Source organism: Serratia sp. Tan611, from assembly GCF_905188235.1.
In the GTDB taxonomy this organism is placed as follows: domain Bacteria; phylum Pseudomonadota; class Gammaproteobacteria; order Enterobacterales; family Enterobacteriaceae; genus Serratia_B; species Serratia_B rhizosphaerae.
In genome coordinates, this window is sequence record NZ_LR994655.1 from 251,920 (window position 1) to 269,803 (window position 17,884).

Genomic DNA, 17,884 nt, shown 5'->3' on the forward strand with positions numbered 1-17,884 from the left:
GGACGGTACGGGTTAACGGGAGGCAGGGTGGATACCAGCTTGGTGTACGGTATTGGCGGCGTGGTCATCGGCATGCTGCTGGGGTGGTTGATCGCCAACCTGAGGCAGCAGCAGAACCAGGCGCATCACGAAACGGAACTGCGTTTGCTGGAGCAGTCGCTGCAGCAGGCGCAGCAGGAGATTGCGGCGCGCCAGGAGGCGGCGCAGCGGCAGGAGCAGCAGCTGCGGCAAAACGATTTGGACCTGCGTAATCTGCACGGGCAGTTCGCCGCAGCGCGGGAGAAGCTACAACAGCTTGAACACTGGCGTGGCGAGTGTGAGCAGCTCAACCAGGAGCTGCGCGCCCAGCGCGAGGTCAACAGCATGCAGGAGGCCGAGCTGCGCGAGGTGACGATTCGCCTGGAAGAAACGCGCATGGCGGCCGAAGAGAAACAGCGGCTGCTGATCAACAGCGAGCAGCGGCTGACCACCCAGTTTGAGAATCTGGCCAACCGCATCTTCGAACACAGCGGCCGCAAGGTGGATGAACAGAACCGGCAGAGTCTGGATCGGCTGCTGCTGCCGCTGCGCGAACAGCTAGACGGCTTCCGTCGTCAGGTACAGGACAGCTTTGGTCAGGAAGCGCGGGAGCGCCACACCCTGACTCACGAGATACGTAATCTGCAGCAGCTGAATGCGCAGATGGCGCGTGAGGCGATCAATCTGACCAAAGCGCTGAAAGGCGATAACAAAACTCAGGGCAACTGGGGTGAGGTGGTGCTCAGCCGGGTACTCGAGGCCTCCGGCCTGCGGGAAGGGCATGAGTATGAAACACAGGTGAACGTGCGGCTGGACCATCAGAGCCGTATGCAGCCTGATGTGATCGTACGTCTCCCGCAGGGGAAAGACGTGGTGATCGACGCCAAAATGTCGCTGGTGGCCTATGAGCGATACTTCAACAGCGAAGATGAGGCGGAGCGCGAAGCCGCGCTGAGTGAGCATATCGCCTCCCTGCGCGGACATATCCGGCTGCTGGGACGGAAGGATTACCAGCAACTGCCGGGGCTGCGCTCGCTGGATTACGTTCTGATGTTTATTCCGGTGGAGCCGGCGTTCTTGCTGGCTATTGACCGCGAGCCTGAGCTTATCAGCGAAGCGCTGAAGCACAATATCATGCTGGTCAGCCCGACTACGCTGCTGGTGGCGTTACGTACCATCACCAACCTGTGGCGCTATGAGCACCAGAGCCAGAACGCCCAGCGCATTGCCGACCGCGCGGCGCGGCTGTACGACAAAATGCGCCTGTTCGTTGATGATATGTCGGCGTTGGGGCAAAGTCTGGATAAAGCGCAGGGCAGCTATCGGCAGGCGATGAACAAACTCAGCGAAGGCCGTGGTAATCTTATCTGTCAGACCGAAGGCTTCCGCGCCTTGGGGGTTGAGGTGAAACGGCCGATAAACCCGCAGCTGGCGCAGCAGGCCAGCGAGCAGGATCGGCAAGGTGCACAGGCAGCCGATGACGCCGCCGGCGCGTTGCCAGAGGCAGAGGCAAAAGATGCTACCGACCAGACGTCGCAGGGATGAACGCTGCGGCGAGGTGGGGTATTTCGTGGGGTTCTGGTACACTCCACAACTACAAAATTGACTGAATAGCAGGCAAGACAATGGCAGATCAATCGCAGGAAACCACAGATTTCGGTTTTCGTACCGTAGCACGTGAAGAAAAACAGGCCATGGTGGCCGATGTTTTTCACTCGGTAGCGGCCAAATATGACGTAATGAATGACCTGATGTCATTCGGCATTCATCGGGTCTGGAAGCGTTTTACCATTGATTGCAGCGGCGTGCGCCGCGGTCAGCGCGTTCTGGATCTGGCCGGCGGCACCGGCGATCTGGCCGCCAAGTTCTCGCGCATGGTCGGGGAACAGGGGCAGGTGGTGCTGGCGGATATCAACGAATCCATGCTGAAGATGGGGCGTGATAAGCTGCGCGATCGCGGCATTGTCGGCAACATCAACTACGTGCAGGCCAATGCTGAGGCGCTGCCGTTCCCGGATAACTATTTCGACTGCATCACCATCTCTTTCGGCCTGCGTAACGTCACTGATAAAGACAAGGCGCTGCGTTCGATGTTCCGCGTGCTGAAGCCGGGCGGCCGTCTGCTGGTGCTGGAGTTTTCCAAACCGCTGTTGGCGCCGCTGAGCAAAGCCTACGACGCCTACTCCTTCCATGTACTGCCGAAAATCGGCGAGCTGGTGGTGAAGGATCCGGAAAGCTACCGCTATCTGGCGGAATCCATCCGCATGCATCCCGATCAGGAAACCCTGAAAGGCATGATGCAGAACGCCGGCTTCGACAACGTCAGCTACTTCAACCTGACCGGCGGCATTGTTGCACTGCACCGGGGCTTTAAGTTCTGATATGGACATGCCGATGCTGTTAACCCCGCTGCTGACCGGCGTGTTGGAAACGTCGCTTAATAGCCTGCTGTTCCGCGATCGCAGCATGAAGGCCGCGCGTCAGCGTTTGGCCGGCAAGGTGCTGCGGATTGAACTGCAGGAGTTTTCTGCGCCGCTGGTGCTGATTTTCAGCGAACAGCGGGTCGATGTGCTGGGGCAATCCGAAGATGCAGCCGACTGCACGGTGCAGACGCGTATTCCGGTGCTGCTGAAATTGCGTGACCGTCAGCAGCTGTCGCCGTTGATGCGCAGCGGCGAGCTGGTTGTCGAAGGCGATATTCAGGTGGTGCAACAGCTGGTCGGGCTGCTGGATTTGGCGGAGTGGGATCCGGCAGAGTGGCTGGCGCCCTACATCGGCGATATTGCCGCACAGGGTATTACGCAGGTGATGGGCAAAGGCGCCTGTCTGCTGAAGTCCGGTCTGCAGAGCCAGCAGCGCTACGTGGCGGAAACGCTGACCGAAGAGTGGCGCGTTGCGCCGGGGCCGCTGGAAGTGGTGTGGTTCAACGAAGAAGTGGACGCCGCAACCCGCAGTCTGGAAGCCTTGTTGGCCCGCATGGACAAGTTGGAGGGTAAGCGATGACCCCTGGCGAATTACGCCGCCTGTACTTTATCGTTCGCGTTTTTCTTAGCTACGGCCTGGATGAGCTAATCCCTAAAATGCGTCTGACCCTGCCGCTGCGTTTTGGCCGGCGTTTACTGTTCTGGATGCCGAACAAACACAAGGATCAGCCGCTGGGCGAACGTCTGCGTTTGGCATTACAGGAACTGGGCCCGGTGTGGATCAAGTTCGGCCAGATGATGTCGACGCGGCGCGATCTGTTCCCGCCGCACATTGCCGACCAGCTGACGCTGCTGCAGGACCGCGTAGCGCCGTTTGACGGCGCGCTGGCGCGCAAGCATATCGAATTGGCGCTGGGCGGGCCGCTGGAAGAGTGGTTTGACGATTTTGAACAACAGCCTTTGGCGTCGGCGTCGATTGCGCAGGTACATACCGCCCGCCTGAAAACCACCGGCAAGGAAGTGGTGCTGAAGGTGATCCGGCCTGATATCGGGCCGATTATCAAAGCCGACGTGCGCCTGATGTATCGCCTGGCCGGTTGGGTGCCGAAACTGTTGCCGGACGGTCGCCGCCTGCGCCCGCGCGAAGTGGTGCGCGAGTATGAGAAGACCCTGCTGGACGAATTGAACCTGCTGCGTGAAGCGGCGAATGCCATTCAGCTGCGGCGTAACTTCGACGGCAGCCCGATGCTTTACGTGCCGGAAGTCTATTCCGATTACTGCCGCGAGAGCCTGCTGGTGATGGAGCGTATCTATGGCATACCGGTGTCGGACATCCCGACGCTGGAAGCGCAGGGCACCAATATGAAACTGCTGGCTGAACGCGGCGTGCAGGTGTTCTTTACCCAGGTGTTCCGCGACAGTTTCTTCCATGCCGATATGCATCCGGGCAATATCTTTGTCAGCTATGAGCATCCGGAAGATCCCCGCTATATTGGCATTGACTGCGGTATCGTCGGCTCGCTGAACAAAGACGATAAACGTTACCTGGCGGAAAACTTTATCGCCTTCTTCAACCGCGACTACCGCAAGGTGGCGGAACTGCACGTCGATTCCGGTTGGGTGCCGCGCGATACCAACGTGGAAGACTTTGAATTCGCCATCCGCACCGTGTGCGAGCCGATTTTTGAAAAGCCGCTGGCGGAAATTTCGTTCGGCAACGTGCTGTTGAACTTGTTTAACACCGCGCGCCGTTTCAATATGGAAGTGCAGCCGCAGCTGGTGCTGTTGCAGAAGACCCTGCTGTATGTTGAAGGCCTGGGGCGGCAGCTTTACCCGCAGTTGGATCTGTGGACCACGGCGAAACCCTTCCTGGAAAGCTGGCTGCGCGATCAAGTGGGCATTCCTGCGGTTGTCCGCGCCCTGAAAGACAAGGCGCCGTTCTGGGCGGAGAAGCTGCCTGAACTGCCGGAATTATTTTATGATAGTTTGCAGCAGCATAAGCTGTTGCAACAAAGCGTTGATAAGCTGACCCATCAGATGCAGGCGCAGCGCGTCCGGCAGGGACAGTCGCGGTATTTGTTCGGCGTTGGCGCTACACTATTAGTAGGCGGTTCCATCCTGTTGCTGGGCGGTATCGAGGTACTGCCGGCCTGGATGATGGCCGGAGGGATCGTCGCCTGGATCGTGGGCTGGAAGCGCGCGAGCTGAATCTGTTTTTCGTGGACCCTGTTTACGCTTGTCAGCGTAATGTAAAAGTCGACGAGGAACTCGTAACCCGGTTAAAAGTTGCCGTATAATGCGGCAACGTTGAATAACCCCTGTAAATCTAGAGGTAATTGGAATGGGCGGTATTAGTATTTGGCAATTGTTGATCATTGCGGTGATCGTGGTGCTGCTGTTTGGTACCAATAAGCTCCGTACGCTGGGCTCCGATCTCGGCGCATCGATCAAGGGCTTCAAAAAGGCGATTGGCGACGACAACAACACCTCGCCAACCAACACGACGGAAAAAACCAGCCACGATGCTGACTTTGCGGCCAAGCCTATCGCGGATAAGCAGCCGGAAGTGAAAACTGAAGAGTCGAAGAACAAAGAGCAGGTATAAACCGTGTTTGACATTGGGTTTAGTGAGCTGCTGCTGGTACTGGTGATTGGTCTGGTTGTGCTGGGGCCGGAACGGTTGCCGGTTGCGGTAAGAACGGTTGCGGGCTGGATCCGTGCTCTGCGTTCTCTGGCGGCATCGGTGCAAAATGAACTCTCTCAGGAGCTGAAGCTGCAGGAACTGCAGGACAGCCTGAAGAAAGCGGAAAGTGCCGGTCTGCAAAATCTGACGCCGGAGCTGAAGGCGTCGATGGACGAGCTGAAAGAAGCGACCGACTCGCTGAAGCGTTCGTATCAGCCTGGTGCTGATGCTGAAGCCAACACTATCCATAATCCACGGACTGACGAGCCTGAGGCGGCGCATGACGACGTCGTTACCGCAGAGGCGGCGAACAGCGCCGCGCCGGCCGCCATTGCGAAAGCTGTGCCGCCGGAAGCGCCAGCGACCTCGTCTGCGGCCAAGGCTCCCGTCACGTCTGCTGCGGACCACACCCCGGCATCCCACTCATCTAATGGCGATCGTTAAAACATGGCTGTGGAAGACACCCAACCGCTTATCAGTCATCTGATCGAACTACGTAAGCGGCTGTTGAACTCAATCATCAGCGTACTGGTGATCTTTATTGCGTTGGTATTCTTTGCCAATGATATTTATCAGCTGGTTTCTGCGCCGTTAATCAAGCAGTTGCCGGCCGGGGCGAGCATGATAGCCACCGATGTGGCTTCTCCTTTCTTTACCCCGATTAAACTGACGATGATTGTCTCGGTGTTCGTTTCGGCGCCGGTCATCCTGTATCAGGTCTGGGCGTTTATTGCGCCGGCACTGTATAAGCATGAGCGCCGCCTGATGATGCCGCTGCTATTTTCCAGCAGCGTCCTGTTCTATCTGGGGATGGCGTTTGCCTACTTTATCGTGTTCCCGCTGGCGTTCGGCTTCTTTGCCAAAACCGCGCCGGCCGGCGTATTGATAGCTACCGATATTAACAACTACCTCGACTTTGTGATGGCGCTGTTTATGGCGTTTGGCGTGGCGTTTGAGGTACCGGTTGCGATAATTCTGCTGTGCTGGAGTGGCGTCACCTCGCCGGAAGACCTGAAGAAGAAGCGTCCTTATGTGCTGGTCGGCGCCTTTGTGGTGGGGATGCTGCTGACGCCGCCGGACGTGTTCTCGCAGACGCTGCTGGCTATCCCGATGTATCTGCTGTTTGAAGTCGGCATCTTCTTTGCCCGCTTCTACGTCGGCAAGCGACGGCCGCAGCCGGAAGAAGAGGATGAGGGTGAAGAACACCCGACGTCTTGAGTTATTGTTATCGCCAAGCCGCCCTGATGGGCGGCTTCTGTTTTGGAAAAGCCATGTTTGATATCGGTGTTAACCTGACCAGTTCACAATTTGCCAAAGATGCCGCTCAGGTGGTTGAACGCGCCCGGGAAGCCGGCGTCACGGGGATGCTGATTACCGGCACCGACCTGCCGGAAAGTGAGGCGGCCAGCGCGCTGGCGCAGCATTACCGCGGCTTCTGTTGGTCCACTGCGGGCGTGCATCCGCATCAGGCCAGCGGCTGGAACGACGATGTCGCTCAGCAGATAGGCGCATTGGCCGCCAGGGAGGAAGTGGTGGCTATTGGTGAGTGCGGGCTAGATTTTAACCGCAATTTCTCTACGCCGCAGGAACAAGAGGCGGCCTTTAGCGCGCAACTGGCGCTGGCGGCGGAGCTGGCGATGCCGGTGTTTTTACACTGCCGTGATGCGCACGCACGTTTTGTCGCATTGCTGGAGCCTTGGCTGGATAAGCTGCCGGCCGCCGTCGTGCACTGTTTTACCGGCAACGAAGAGGAACTGGCAGGCTGCCTGTCGTTGGGCTTATCCGTCGGCATTACCGGCTGGGTGTGTGATGAGCGTCGCGGCCTGGCGCTGCGCGCGCTGTTGCCGAAAATTCCCGTTGACCGGTTGCTGCTGGAAACCGACGCGCCGTATTTGTTACCGCGGGATTTGCAGCCCAAACCTGCCTCGCGTCGTAATGAACCCTGTTTTCTGCCCCATATCGTCCGTCAGGTGGCGACCTGGCGTCAGGAAGATGCGCAATGGCTGGCGCAGGAAACCGATCGTAACGCCCGCCGGTTATTCCGGTTGGCATGAGTCAGGAGAAGAGTATGAGCTATGCGTTTCCGGGCACTTTCCCGGGGCGTCGCATGCGTCGCGTGCGTCGCCATGATTTCAGCCGCCGCCTGGTGGCTGAAAATCAACTGAGCGTTAACGATTTGATTTATCCGGTTTTCGTGATGGAAGGCAGCCAACGTCAAGAGGCGGTCAGCTCCATGCCGGGTGTGTCACGTATGTCTATCGATCTGCTGGTCAAAGAGGCGGAAGCCATCGCCAAGCTTGGCGTGCCGGTGATATCGTTATTTCCGGTGATTGAGTCCGCGCAGAAATCTTTGCATGCGGAAGAAGCCTATAACCCGGATGGCCTGGTGCAGCGTACGGTGCGCGTCCTGAAAGATGCGGTGCCTGAGCTGGGGATCCTGACCGATGTGGCGCTGGATCCCTATACCACACACGGTCAGGACGGCGTGATTGATAGCGACGGCTATGTGATTAACGATGTCACCAAAGAGATTTTGGTGCGCCAGGCGTTGTCACACGCAGAAGCCGGCGCAGAAATCGTCGCCCCGAGCGATATGATGGATGGTCGCATCGGCGCCATTCGCGACAGTCTGGAGCAGCAGGGGCTGATCAATACGCAGATCATGGCCTACTCTGCCAAATATGCCTCTTGCTATTACGGCCCGTTCCGCGATGCGCTGGGCTCCAGCGGCAATCTGAAAGGCGGCAACAAAAAAACCTATCAGATGGATCCGGCCAATAGCGACGAAGCGCTGCAGGAAATTGCGCAGGACCTGCAGGAAGGCGCGGATATGGTGATGGTGAAGCCTGGCATGCCGTATCTGGATGTGGTGCGACGCGTTAAGGATAACTTTGGCGTGCCGACATTCGCCTATCAGGTTTCCGGTGAGTATGCGATGCATATGGCGGCAATCCAGAATGGTTGGCTGCAGGAGCAACCGGCCATTATGGAATCGCTGATGTGTTTCAAACGCGCCGGTGCCGATGGTGTGCTGACCTATTTCGCCAAGCGCGTGGCGCAGTGGTTGCATGACGAAGCGATGCAGCGCTGACAGAGCATAAAAAGGCGCCCTGCGGCGCCTTGTTTACATCTTTTCGAACTGGCGGTTATCCAGGCTTTGCGTCACCTGTTTGTTAATCAGGTTGAGCAGCAGCATGGAGCGCGCCTCGCCGTCTGGCTCGGTATAGATAGCCTGCAGGCCCTCGAACACACCGTCGGTAATCAGCACGGTATCGCCCGGCTGCGGCGTTTCCGGGTCGACATAGGTGTCGCTGGTATGGGTGCGCAGTTCTTCGATAACCGTCTGTGGAATGATCGTTGGCAGCGAACCGAAGCGGACAAAATGGCTGACGCCGCGGGTTGCGCTGATGGTTGTGGTGTGGATCCGCTCAGGATCGAACGCCACAAACAGGTAGTTGGGAAACAGCGGTTCGTTCACCGTGGTGCGCTTGCCGCGCACGATCTTTTCCAGCGCGATAACCGGGCTGAAGCAGCCCACCGCCTGTCGTTCCAAGTGTTCCTGTGCCCGCAAGAGCTGGCCGCGTTTACAATAGAGTAAATACCAAGATTCCATAATTTCACATGCCTTTCTGTCAGCCGTTAAGCATAGCAAAAGCCATTACGGATACCTAGGCCAAGCCCCACAATCGTGAAATGGGGTTAATCAGATATAACCAACGCCGCTGGCGTAGATCGTACTTAACCTGCGGCGTTTGATGTGCCGTCACACACATATCTGCCCCACCCGGGTATAACTGTAGGCGCAAAATTTGTTACCGTGAGCAGTATGGCAAAGCGCGGCGAGCGCCAATGTGATGTTATTCATCCTTCTTAGATAAGAGAGAGCAATGGAACTATTTCTACTGAGCAACGGTAAGCTTTCCGGGGAAGCGGAGCTGCTGGGCTACGCCAAAGAAGAACTGCTGGAGATGGTTGCCCGTCGTCATCTCACCTCAGCGCTGCTGATTCCTTACGCGCTGATCCGCAGTGATTATGATGAGCGCGCGCAGGAGCTGACGCAGACGCTGGGCATTCCCGTCGCCAGCATTCACCACTCGTCATCGCCGGCGGCGGCGGTTGAACAGGCTGAATGCATTCTGGTCAGCGGCGGCAACAGCTGGCTTCTGAATCAGCTGCTGCATGAAAATGGACTGATCGTCCCCATTCAGCGCGCAGTGCGTGAGCGCAATGTGCCGTACGTCGGCTGGAGCGCCGGCTGTAATGTGGCGACGCCAAGCATTCGCACCACCAATGATATGCCGGTACGCAACAGCGTCGTATTGCCGTCGTTAGGGTTGTTCCCGCTGCAGATTAATCCGCACTATATCGATGCGCATATCAGTGGTCATATGGGGGAGACGCGCGATGAACGCCTGGCTGAATTCTGTGCGGTCAATCCGAGCGAATCCGTAGTCGCGCTGCGAGAGGGCAGTTTGCTGCACGTCCGTGATAATACACTGCGTTATGTCAGCGCCCGCAGCCAGGGCTACAAGCTGTTCCGCCATAACACGGCGACGCAGGAATTTCAGGATACGCTGGCGCTGCAGGCGCTGGTGCCGTTCGATTGCCACTGACAGCGCTGCGGCTCTGTTTAACAAAATTGCAGCATCAACCGTGAAGAGGGCTTATAATGCCCGCCTCACTGGCCGTTATAATGAACAGTATGAAATACCGTGACTTACGCGATTTCCTCTCATTGCTGGAAAAGAGAGGGGAACTAAAACGCATCAGCCAGCCCATCGATCCCTATCTGGAAATGACGGAAATTGCCGATCGCACTCTGCGTGCGGGCGGCCCGGCGCTGCTGTTTGAAAACCCGAAAGGCTATGACATGCCGGTGCTGTGCAACCTGTTCGGCACGGCGAACCGCGTGGCGATGGGCATGGGCCAGGAAGACGTCAGCGCGCTGCGCGATGTGGGCAAACTGCTGGCGTTTCTGAAAGAACCTGAGCCGCCAAAAGGCTTCCGCGATCTGTTCGACAAGATGCCGAAGTTCAAGCAGGTGCTGAACATGCCGACCAAAGTCTTGGGTTCAGCACCGTGCCAGGAGCAGGTTTGGCAGGGTGATGATGTCGATCTTGGCCGCATCCCGGTGATGCATTGCTGGCCGGAAGACGCTGCGCCGCTGATTACCTGGGGGCTGACCGTGACCCGCGGACCAGAGAAAGAGCGGCAGAATCTGGGGATTTATCGTCAGCAGGTATTGGGCAAGAACAAGGTGATTATGCGTTGGCTGTCGCACCGCGGCGGCGCGCTGGACTTTCAGGAGTGGTGTCAGGCGCACCCCGGTGAGCGCTTCCCGGTTTCCGTCGCGCTGGGGGCCGACCCGGCCACCATTCTCGGCGCGGTGACGCCGGTGCCGGATACGCTTTCTGAATACGCCTTCGCCGGGCTGCTACGTGGCAATAAGACCGAAGTCGTCAAATGTATTTCCAACGATCTGGAAGTGCCCGCCAGCGCGGAAATCGTGCTTGAAGGCTATATTGAGCCGGGCGAAATGGCGCCGGAAGGGCCATATGGCGACCACACCGGTTACTACAATGAAATCGACCATTTCCCGGTATTCACCGTTACGCATGTGACGCAGCGTCGCGATGCCATTTACCATTCCACCTATACTGGCCGTCCGCCTGATGAGCCGGCGGTATTGGGCGTGGCGTTGAACGAAGTGTTCGTGCCGATTCTGCAAAAACAGTTCCCGGAAATCGTCGACTTCTACCTGCCGCCGGAAGGCTGCTCCTACCGCCTGGCAGTGGTAACCATGAAGAAGCAGTATCCGGGTCATGCCAAACGTGTGATGATGGGCGTTTGGTCGTTCCTGCGTCAGTTTATGTATACCAAGTTCGTGATTGTTTGCGATGACGACGTCAACGCGCGTGACTGGAATGATGTGATTTGGGCAATTACCACACGAATGGATCCGGCAAGGGATACCGTTATGGTGGAAAATACGCCGATTGACTATCTGGACTTCGCCTCGCCGGTTTCCGGGCTGGGTTCGAAGATGGGGCTGGACGCCACTAATAAATGGCCGGGGGAAACCCAGCGCGAGTGGGGCCGTCCGATCGTAATGGATGAAAAGGTGCGTGCGCGCATCGATGAGATCTGGGACGAGCTCGCAATCTTCAGTGACAGGGAACCGACGCTGTAACGTCAGCGCCCTGTTCTCAGTTTTGCATTGATGACCCGACAGAGGGAACGCATGACAATATTGAGCTGTAAAGTGACCTCCGTAGAGGCCATTACCGATACCGTTTATCGGGTACGTTTGGTGCCGGAAGCGCCGTTTTTATTCAAGGCCGGGCAGTATTTGATGGTGGTGATGGACGAACGCGACAAGCGTCCGTTCTCATTGGCGTCTACCCCGTCGCAGCAGGAATATATTGAGCTGCATATCGGCGCTTCAGAGCTGAACCTGTACGCCATGGCGGTGATGGATCGTATTTTGAAAGAGCAGGCGATTACCGTTGACGTACCGCATGGCGACGCCTGGCTGCGTGAAGACGGCAGCCGTCCGCTGGTGCTGATCGCCGGAGGAACCGGCTTCTCGTACGCACGATCCATTTTGCTGACTGCGCTGGAGCAGCAGCCGGAGCGCGATATCGCGATTTACTGGGGCGGCCGTGAGCTACAGCATCTGTACGACCTGAGCGAGCTGGAAGCGCTGTCGTTGCAGCATCCGAACCTGAAGGTGATCCCGGTAGTAGAACAGCCTGAACCTGAATGGCGCGGCCGCAGCGGCACGGTATTGAGCGCGGTGCTGCAGGATTACGGTTCGCTGGCCGAGCACGATATTTATATCGCCGGCCGCTTCGAGATGGCGAAAATTGCCCGCGAGCGCTTCTGCGCGGAACGTGGTGCACAGGCGTCGCGCATGTTTGGCGATGCCTTCTCGTTTATTTAAGCGGGATGCGGTACAGGTTGTAATATGGGGTGGCGCAAGCCGCCCTATTTTTTTGCTGGTTAAGCAGGGTGATAAAAAACCCGCCCCTGACAGGCGGGAAGCACGGCAACTAAACTGAGATGCCGACCCGGCGGGCCGGCAAAGGGTGTGTTATACGCGTTCGAACACGGTGGCGATGCCTTGTCCCAGGCCGATGCACATGGTGGCCAGGCCAAACTGCGCGTCGCGACGTTCCATCAGGTTCAGCAGGGTGGTGGAGATACGCGAACCGGAACAGCCTAAAGGGTGACCCAACGCAATGGCGCCGCCGTTCAGGTTCACTTTGTCGTCCAGGCTGTCCAGCAACCCCAGATCCTTGATGCAGGGCAGCGACTGTGCGGCGAAGGCTTCGTTCAGTTCAAACAGATCGATATCCTGAGTGGTCAGCCCGGCTCGCTTCAGCGCCAGCCGGCTGGCCGGCACCGGGCCGTAGCCCATGATGGACGGATCGCAGCCCACCACCGCCATAGAGCGGATGCGCGCACGGGCTTTCAGCCCCAGGGCTTTGGCGTGCGATTCGCTCATCAGCAGCATGGCGGAAGCGCCGTCTGACAGGGCGGAGGAGCTGCCGGCGGTGACCGTGCCGTTCACCGGGTCGAAGGCCGGGCGCAGCGCCGCCAGCGTTTCCACCGTGGTTTCCGGGCGGATCACTTCATCAAAATCATAGCGGGTCAGTACGCCATCGGCATCGTGACCGGTGGTGGCGACGATCTCCTGGTTAAAATGCCCGGCCTGGGTGGCGGCATAGGCGCGCTGGTGTGAACGCGCGGCGAACTCATCCTGCATCTGACGGCTGATGTTATGCATCTTGGCCAGCATTTCAGCGGTCAGCCCCATCATGCCGGCGGCCTTGGCGACCGAACGGCTGAGGCCGGGGTGAAAATCAATGCCGTGGTTCATCGGCACGTGGCCCATATGCTCGACGCCGCCGATCAGGCTGACCTGCGCATCGCCGACCATAATGGCGCGAGCGGCGTCGTGCAGCGCCTGCATGGAGGAACCGCACAGGCGGTTAACGGTAACGGCGGGCACCGTATGGGGAATTTCCGCCAGTAGTGCGGCGTTGCGCGCCACATTAAAACCTTGCTCCAGCGTTTGCTGTACACAGCCCCAGTAAATATCGTCAATTGCGCCGGGTTCCAGCGCCGGATTGCGACTGAGCAGCGTACGCATCAGGTGGGCGGACAGATCTTCGGCGCGTACCTGACGGAAGGCGCCGCCTTTTGAGCGGCCCATCGGCGTACGGACGGCGTCAACAATAACTACGTTTTCCATCTTTTATGACCTCATGCCGGTTGGCCCGTGGAGACATCCGCGATTGGCGCCGTCACCGGGTAGTAGGTTTCATTACGTTCGGCTTTGGCGCGCAGGCCGGCCGGAACCTGATACAGCTCGCCCAGATGTGCGTAACGTTGCGCCATTTCAACGTAATGGGCCGTGCCCATGGTATCCAGATAGCGGAAGACGCCGCCGTGGAACGGCGGGAAGCCGATGCCGTAAACCAGTGCCATATCGGCTTCCGCCGGGCTGGCGATGATGCCTTCTTCCAGACAGCGCACCACTTCGTTAATCATTGGAATCATCATGCGCGCGATAGTTTCCTCGGCGCTGATGTTCTGACGCGGCTGGCTGACCGTCGCTAACAGCGCATCGGTCTGTTCGTCGTTCTCTTTACGCGGTCTGCCTTTGTTATCCTGGCTATAGCGGTAGAAACCCACCTGATTTTTCTGGCCGAAGCGCTGGTTGTCGAACATCACGTCGACCGCGTCGCGGTAGTCCTTGCTCATGCGTTCTGGGAAGCCGGCGGCCATCACGGCCTGGGCGTGATGTGCAGTATCAATGCCGACCACGTCAAGCAGGTAGGCCGGACCCATTGGCCAGCCGAATTGTTTTTCCATCACTTTATCGACCTGACGGAAATCAGCGCCGTCCCGCAACAGCAGGCTGAAGCCAGCAAAGTAAGGGAACAGCACGCGGTTGACGAAGAAGCCCGGGCAGTCGTTGACCACGATCGGCGTTTTCCCCATGCGTGACGCGTAGGCCACCACGGCGGCGATGGTTTCGTCGCTGGTGCGTTCACCGCGGATGATTTCTACCAGCGGCATGCGATGCACCGGGTTAAAGAAGTGCATACCGCAGAAGTTCTGCGGCCGTTGCAGCGATTTTGCCAGTTCATTAATCGGAATAGTCGAGGTATTGGAGGCCAGAACCGTATCTTCGCCGATGAGCCCTTCAACTTCGGCCAACACTGCGGCTTTGACCTTCGGATTCTCCACCACCGCTTCCACAATCACCTGAGCGCGTTCAATGCCGGCGTAGTCCAGCGTGGGCTGAATGGTTGCCAGCACGCCGGCCATCTTCATGCCGTCGAGCTTGCCGCGCTCCAACTGTTTGTTCAGCAGCTTGGCGGCTTCGCCCATGCCGAGCGTCAGCGATTTTTCACTGATATCTTTCATCAGTACCGGCACGCCTTTTAATGCGGACTGGTAGGCGATGCCACCGCCCATAATACCGGCGCCCAGCACTGCGGCCTGCTTCGGCGCGGCGCGATCTTTCGCCAGTTTTTTCGCCTGACCTTTCACAAACTGATCGTTGAGGAAAATACCGACCAACGCCCGGGCTTCATTGGAACGCGCCAACGGCACAAAGCTGGCGGTCTCCAGCTTCAGTGCTTCATCGCGTCCCAATCCGGCGGCGGCTTCTATCGTCTTCACCGCGGTCATTGGCGCCGGATAGTGTTTGCCGGCCGTTTGCAGAACCATGCCCTTGGCGGTAGTGAAGCTCATGGCTGCTTCAATCGGGCTGAGCTTCAGCGGCTCCAGCTTCGGCTGACGACTGGCGCGCCAGTCTAACCGCCCGTCAATGGCCTGTTGCAGCATCTGACGCGCGGCATCCGCCAATTTTTCCGGCGCGACGATCGCATCGACCAGGCCGACTTTCAGCGCTTCTTTGGCGCCGATGTCTTTACCTGCGGCGATGATCTCCAGTGCGCTGTCGTTGCCGAGCAGACGCGGCAGACGTACCGAGCCGCCGAAGCCCGGCATAATGCCGAGTTTGGTTTCCGGCAGGCCGATGCGCGCATCCGGCGTCGCGACGCGGAAGTCCGTCGCCAACACGCACTCGCAGCCGCCGCCCAGCGCATAGCCGTTGATGGCGGCAATGGTCGGCACCGGTAAATCTTCCAGGCGGTTGAAAATGGAATTGGCGAAAGCCAGCCAATGCTGCAGTTTTTCCGCCGGGGCGGCGAACAGCGACAGGAATTCGGTGATATCGGCACCGACGATAAATGCGTTTTTGTTGGAACGCAGCAGCAGCCCTTTCAGCTCGGTCTGTTTTTCCAGTACGTCGAGCGCTTCACCCAGCGCTGCAACGGTGCGGGTATCCAGCTTGTTGACGGAGCCTGGGGCATCAAACACCAGCTCGGCGATACCGTTCTCGAGCCAGTGTAGTTGTAATGTTTCGCCTTGGTAGAGCATGTTTATCTCCTGAATCAGCGCCTCTGATCTGGTATGACCAGATGAAAGTGAGTGTGGTTTTAATGTTAAAAATATGCAAATTAGAAATTGATTTTTTGCTGCGCCGATCACAGCGAATAACTTTATCTCATTGATATTAAATGTGATTATATTTTGTGTGGTTTGGCCGTTCGGTGCAGGTTGACATCAAATCAGCGTGGACAGTGTGGCAATGGTTGCCTTGATAGGGTCTGTGTCGTTAACAGTTTGCGAGGTGTTTCGCATGCCTGATGGGGCGGGGTTGGAGTGCGTAATCAGTGTGTTAAGATGGCGCATTCCGTTCTAAGGGCATAAAGGTACTGTGATGGAAACGCTGGCTTCTTTGTATAACGAACATCTGAATGAACTGCAAAACCGCGCACGCGATGTGTTGGCGCGCAATAAACTGGACGCGCTGCTGATTCATTCCGGCGAGTTGTTGCGGGTCTTTCAGGATGACCACCACTATCCGTTCAAGGTCAACGCGCATTTTAAAGCGTGGGTGCCGGTGACGTCGGTGCCGAACTGCTGGTTATGGATTGATGGCGTTAACAAACCGAAGCTGTGGTTCTATTCGCCGGTGGATTATTGGCACAGCGTCGAGCCTCTGCCGAACAGCTTCTGGACGCAATCCGTCGATCTGATGCCGCTGGCTAATGCCGGCGATATTGGTCAGCTTCTGCCGGCACAGCGCGAGCGCGTCGGCTATCTCGGCTATGCCCAGCAGCGGGCGCGGGAGTTGGGCATTGCGGAAGATAATATCAATCCGCAGGCGGTGCTGAACTACCTTGATTTCCATCGTTCGATCAAAACCGGTTACGAACAGGCCTGCATGCGCGCCGCGCAGAAAACGGCGGTGACGGGCCATAAGGCGGCGCGTGAAGCTTTTCTGTCCGGCATGAGCGAGTTTGATATCAACCAGGCTTATCTGACTGCGACCGGCCACCGCGACACTGACGTGCCTTACGGCAATATCGTGGCGCTGAATGAACACGCCGCCGTGCTGCACTACACCACGCTCGATCATCAGCCGCCGTCCGACATGCGCAGCTTCCTGATCGATGCCGGTGCGGAATATAACGGTTATGCAGCGGACTTGACGCGCACCTATGCGGCGGACGGCGATAGCGATTTCGCCGCCCTGATTAAAGACCTCAATGCTGAACAGCTGGCGCTGATCGGCACGCTGAAGCCCGGCGTGCGTTATACCGATTACCACGTGCAGATGCATCAGCGTTTGGCCAGCCTGCTGAAGAAACACCGCCTGGTGAATGACATCAGCGAAGAGGCGATGGTTGAACAAGGGCTGACCTGCCCGTTCCTGCCGCATGGTCTGGGCCACCCGTTGGGGTTGCAGGTGCATGACGCCGCCGGCTTTATGCAGGATGAAAACGGCACCCATCTGGCGGCGCCGGCCAAATATCCGTTCCTGCGCTGTACGCGGGTGCTGCAGCCGGGCATGGTATTGACCATTGAGCCGGGGCTGTATTTTATTGAGTCTCTGTTGGCGCCGTGGCGCAGCGGCGAGTTCGCCAAACACTTTGCCTGGGAGCGCATTGATATGCTGAAGGCTTACGGCGGCATCCGCATTGAAGACAACGTCGTGATTCATGAAAAGCGGGTGGAAAACATGACGCGCGATCTTAATTTGGCGTGATGGAAGCATACCCGGTTCCTGCAGAGGCTATCAGCGTCAGTGAGGAGATAAAGAAAAGCCGCTTTATTACGCTGTTGGCACCGACCTGCGGTGTGGAAGCGGCTAAAGCTTTTATTCAGCGGGTCAGAGAAGAGCATCCAACGGCCCGGCACCACTGCTGGGCTTTTGTCGCCGGCGCGCCGGGGGATTCGCAGCAGTTGGGGTTTTCCGACGACGGCGAGCCTTCCGGCACAGCAGGGAAACCGATCCTGGCCCAGCTGATGGGCAGCGGCGTGGGGGAGATAACCGCAGTGGTGGTACGCTACTACGGCGGGATTAAATTAGGCACCGGTGGCCTGGTCAAGGCCTATGGCAGCGGGGTACAGCAGGCGTTAAAGCTGCTGCCGTTGGTCAGCAAAGTGCCGCAGTTGGAATATACTTTGCAATGCGACTATGCGCAGCTGGCGTTGGTTGAGAACCTGCTACAGCAAATGGAAGGGCGGATTCTGCACGGCGAATACGGTGCGGATGTTGTGTTGCATCTGGCCTTGCCGGCAACGGAAACCGAGACCTTTGGGAATAAATTACGTGATCTGAGTCGCGGTAATTTGCAATTAACCCCCATTTCGCAATAATTCCCTCCAATTA

At 57.8% G+C, this 17,884-nt stretch carries 17 protein-coding genes; 14 read left to right on the forward strand and 3 right to left on the reverse strand.

All coding sequences use genetic code 11. The features are described 5' to 3' along the window. The first annotated feature begins 27 nt into the window (after positions 1-27). The 9 genes from rmuC to hemB all read left to right on the forward strand — a co-directional run bounded on the left by rmuC (position 28) and on the right by hemB (position 8,215). Positions 28-1,563: a DNA recombination protein RmuC gene (gene rmuC / locus TAN611_RS01060; protein WP_203067116.1), complete on the forward strand. Its 1,536-nt coding sequence runs from the start codon at positions 28-30 to the stop codon at positions 1,561-1,563. An 80-nt stretch (positions 1,564-1,643) separates the two neighbouring features. After that, a complete protein-coding gene (gene ubiE / locus TAN611_RS01065) occupies positions 1,644-2,399 on the forward strand; it encodes a bifunctional demethylmenaquinone methyltransferase/2-methoxy-6-polyprenyl-1,4-benzoquinol methylase UbiE (RefSeq protein ID WP_105229407.1) in 756 nt (251 codons plus the stop codon). Between the two features lie 13 nt (positions 2,400-2,412). Then, the gene (locus TAN611_RS01070) at positions 2,413-3,021 is read left to right on the forward strand and encodes an SCP2 domain-containing protein (RefSeq protein ID WP_105233187.1); all 609 of its coding nucleotides are present in this window, start codon (positions 2,413-2,415) and stop codon (positions 3,019-3,021) included. Beyond that, positions 3,018-4,649, forward strand: a complete 1,632-nt coding sequence (gene ubiB, locus TAN611_RS01075; RefSeq protein ID WP_105229408.1) for a ubiquinone biosynthesis regulatory protein kinase UbiB — start codon at positions 3,018-3,020, stop codon at positions 4,647-4,649. The genes TAN611_RS01070 and ubiB overlap by 4 nt, the downstream gene beginning before the upstream one ends. A 133-nt stretch (positions 4,650-4,782) precedes the next feature. After that, a complete protein-coding gene (tatA, locus tag TAN611_RS01080; RefSeq protein ID WP_111736244.1) occupies positions 4,783-5,046 on the forward strand; it encodes a Sec-independent protein translocase subunit TatA in 264 nt (87 codons plus the stop codon). A gap of 3 nt (positions 5,047-5,049) precedes the next feature. Next, on the forward strand, positions 5,050-5,568 hold the full coding sequence (gene tatB / locus TAN611_RS01085; RefSeq protein WP_203067117.1) for a Sec-independent protein translocase protein TatB: 519 nt from the start codon (positions 5,050-5,052) through the stop codon (positions 5,566-5,568). 3 nt (positions 5,569-5,571) lie between these two features. Beyond that, positions 5,572-6,342: a Sec-independent protein translocase subunit TatC gene (gene tatC / locus TAN611_RS01090; protein ID WP_015344202.1), complete on the forward strand. Its 771-nt coding sequence runs from the start codon at positions 5,572-5,574 to the stop codon at positions 6,340-6,342. A 53-nt stretch (positions 6,343-6,395) separates the two neighbouring features. Further along, entirely contained in the window at positions 6,396-7,178 is a 783-nt protein-coding gene (tatD, locus tag TAN611_RS01095) for a 3'-5' ssDNA/RNA exonuclease TatD (protein WP_187043798.1), read from the forward strand. Between the two features lie 14 nt (positions 7,179-7,192). Further along, a complete protein-coding gene (hemB, locus tag TAN611_RS01100; protein ID WP_203067118.1) occupies positions 7,193-8,215 on the forward strand; it encodes a porphobilinogen synthase in 1,023 nt (340 codons plus the stop codon). A gap of 33 nt (positions 8,216-8,248) precedes the next feature. On the opposite strand, the gene rfaH is transcribed toward hemB, so the two are convergent. Then, entirely contained in the window at positions 8,249-8,737 is a 489-nt protein-coding gene (gene rfaH / locus TAN611_RS01105) for a transcription/translation regulatory transformer protein RfaH (protein ID WP_105229412.1), read from the reverse strand. A gap of 274 nt (positions 8,738-9,011) precedes the next feature. Here rfaH and pepE point away from each other — a divergent pair, with 274 nt between their 5' ends. From pepE to fre, 3 genes are read left to right on the forward strand one after another with little or no spacing between them, the layout of a single operon-like run. Beyond that, complete coding sequence (gene pepE / locus TAN611_RS01110; protein ID WP_111736247.1) at positions 9,012-9,737, forward strand: dipeptidase PepE; 726 nt, start codon at positions 9,012-9,014, stop codon at positions 9,735-9,737. 56 nt (positions 9,738-9,793) lie between these two features. Then, on the forward strand, positions 9,794-11,314 hold the full coding sequence (ubiD, locus tag TAN611_RS01115; protein WP_105229414.1) for a 4-hydroxy-3-polyprenylbenzoate decarboxylase: 1,521 nt from the start codon (positions 9,794-9,796) through the stop codon (positions 11,312-11,314). 51 nt (positions 11,315-11,365) lie between these two features. Then, positions 11,366-12,067 carry an NAD(P)H-flavin reductase gene (gene fre / locus TAN611_RS01120; protein ID WP_105229415.1) on the forward strand — a complete coding sequence of 234 codons (702 nt, stop codon included), beginning with the start codon at positions 11,366-11,368 and terminating at the stop codon, positions 12,065-12,067. A 150-nt stretch (positions 12,068-12,217) separates the two neighbouring features. On the opposite strand, the gene fadA is transcribed toward fre, so the two are convergent. Both fadA and fadB read right to left on the reverse strand, forming a co-directional pair. Continuing rightward, on the reverse strand, positions 12,218-13,381 hold the full coding sequence (fadA, locus tag TAN611_RS01125; RefSeq protein ID WP_105229416.1) for an acetyl-CoA C-acyltransferase FadA: 1,164 nt from the start codon (positions 13,379-13,381) through the stop codon (positions 12,218-12,220). 11 nt (positions 13,382-13,392) lie between these two features. Then, on the reverse strand, positions 13,393-15,582 hold the full coding sequence (gene fadB / locus TAN611_RS01130; protein ID WP_203067119.1) for a fatty acid oxidation complex subunit alpha FadB: 2,190 nt from the start codon (positions 15,580-15,582) through the stop codon (positions 13,393-13,395). 343 nt (positions 15,583-15,925) lie between these two features. Between fadB and pepQ the strand changes: the two genes are divergently transcribed. Together pepQ and TAN611_RS01140 are read left to right on the forward strand one after the other, a co-directional pair. Continuing rightward, entirely contained in the window at positions 15,926-17,257 is a 1,332-nt protein-coding gene (pepQ, locus tag TAN611_RS01135; protein WP_105229418.1) for a Xaa-Pro dipeptidase, read from the forward strand. Next, a complete protein-coding gene (locus TAN611_RS01140) occupies positions 17,257-17,871 on the forward strand; it encodes an IMPACT family protein (protein ID WP_105229419.1) in 615 nt (204 codons plus the stop codon). Before pepQ ends, TAN611_RS01140 begins: the two co-directional genes overlap by 1 nt. The last annotated feature ends 13 nt before the right edge of the window (positions 17,872-17,884 follow it).

Coding starts and splice junctions, on each gene's coding strand:
- ubiD (WP_105229414.1), top strand. CDS start 9,794: ATGCCCGCCTCACTGGCCGTTATAATGAACAGTATGAAATACCGTGAC.
- fadA (WP_105229416.1), bottom strand. CDS start 13,381: ATGGAAAACGTAGTTATTGTTGACGCCGTCCGTACGCCGATGGGCCGC.
- TAN611_RS01070 (WP_105233187.1), top strand. CDS start 2,413: ATGCTGTTAACCCCGCTGCTGACCGGCGTGTTGGAAACGTCGCTTAAT.
- tatA (WP_111736244.1), top strand. CDS start 4,783: ATGGGCGGTATTAGTATTTGGCAATTGTTGATCATTGCGGTGATCGTG.
- tatD (WP_187043798.1), top strand. CDS start 6,396: ATGTTTGATATCGGTGTTAACCTGACCAGTTCACAATTTGCCAAAGAT.
- pepE (WP_111736247.1), top strand. CDS start 9,012: ATGGAACTATTTCTACTGAGCAACGGTAAGCTTTCCGGGGAAGCGGAG.
- ubiE (WP_105229407.1), top strand. CDS start 1,644: ATGGCAGATCAATCGCAGGAAACCACAGATTTCGGTTTTCGTACCGTA.
- fre (WP_105229415.1), top strand. CDS start 11,366: ATGACAATATTGAGCTGTAAAGTGACCTCCGTAGAGGCCATTACCGAT.
- tatC (WP_015344202.1), top strand. CDS start 5,572: ATGGCTGTGGAAGACACCCAACCGCTTATCAGTCATCTGATCGAACTA.
- ubiB (WP_105229408.1), top strand. CDS start 3,018: ATGACCCCTGGCGAATTACGCCGCCTGTACTTTATCGTTCGCGTTTTT.
- rfaH (WP_105229412.1), bottom strand. CDS start 8,737: ATGGAATCTTGGTATTTACTCTATTGTAAACGCGGCCAGCTCTTGCGG.
- pepQ (WP_105229418.1), top strand. CDS start 15,926: ATGGAAACGCTGGCTTCTTTGTATAACGAACATCTGAATGAACTGCAA.
- fadB (WP_203067119.1), bottom strand. CDS start 15,582: ATGCTCTACCAAGGCGAAACATTACAACTACACTGGCTCGAGAACGGT.
- TAN611_RS01140 (WP_105229419.1), top strand. CDS start 17,257: ATGGAAGCATACCCGGTTCCTGCAGAGGCTATCAGCGTCAGTGAGGAG.
- hemB (WP_203067118.1), top strand. CDS start 7,193: ATGAGCTATGCGTTTCCGGGCACTTTCCCGGGGCGTCGCATGCGTCGC.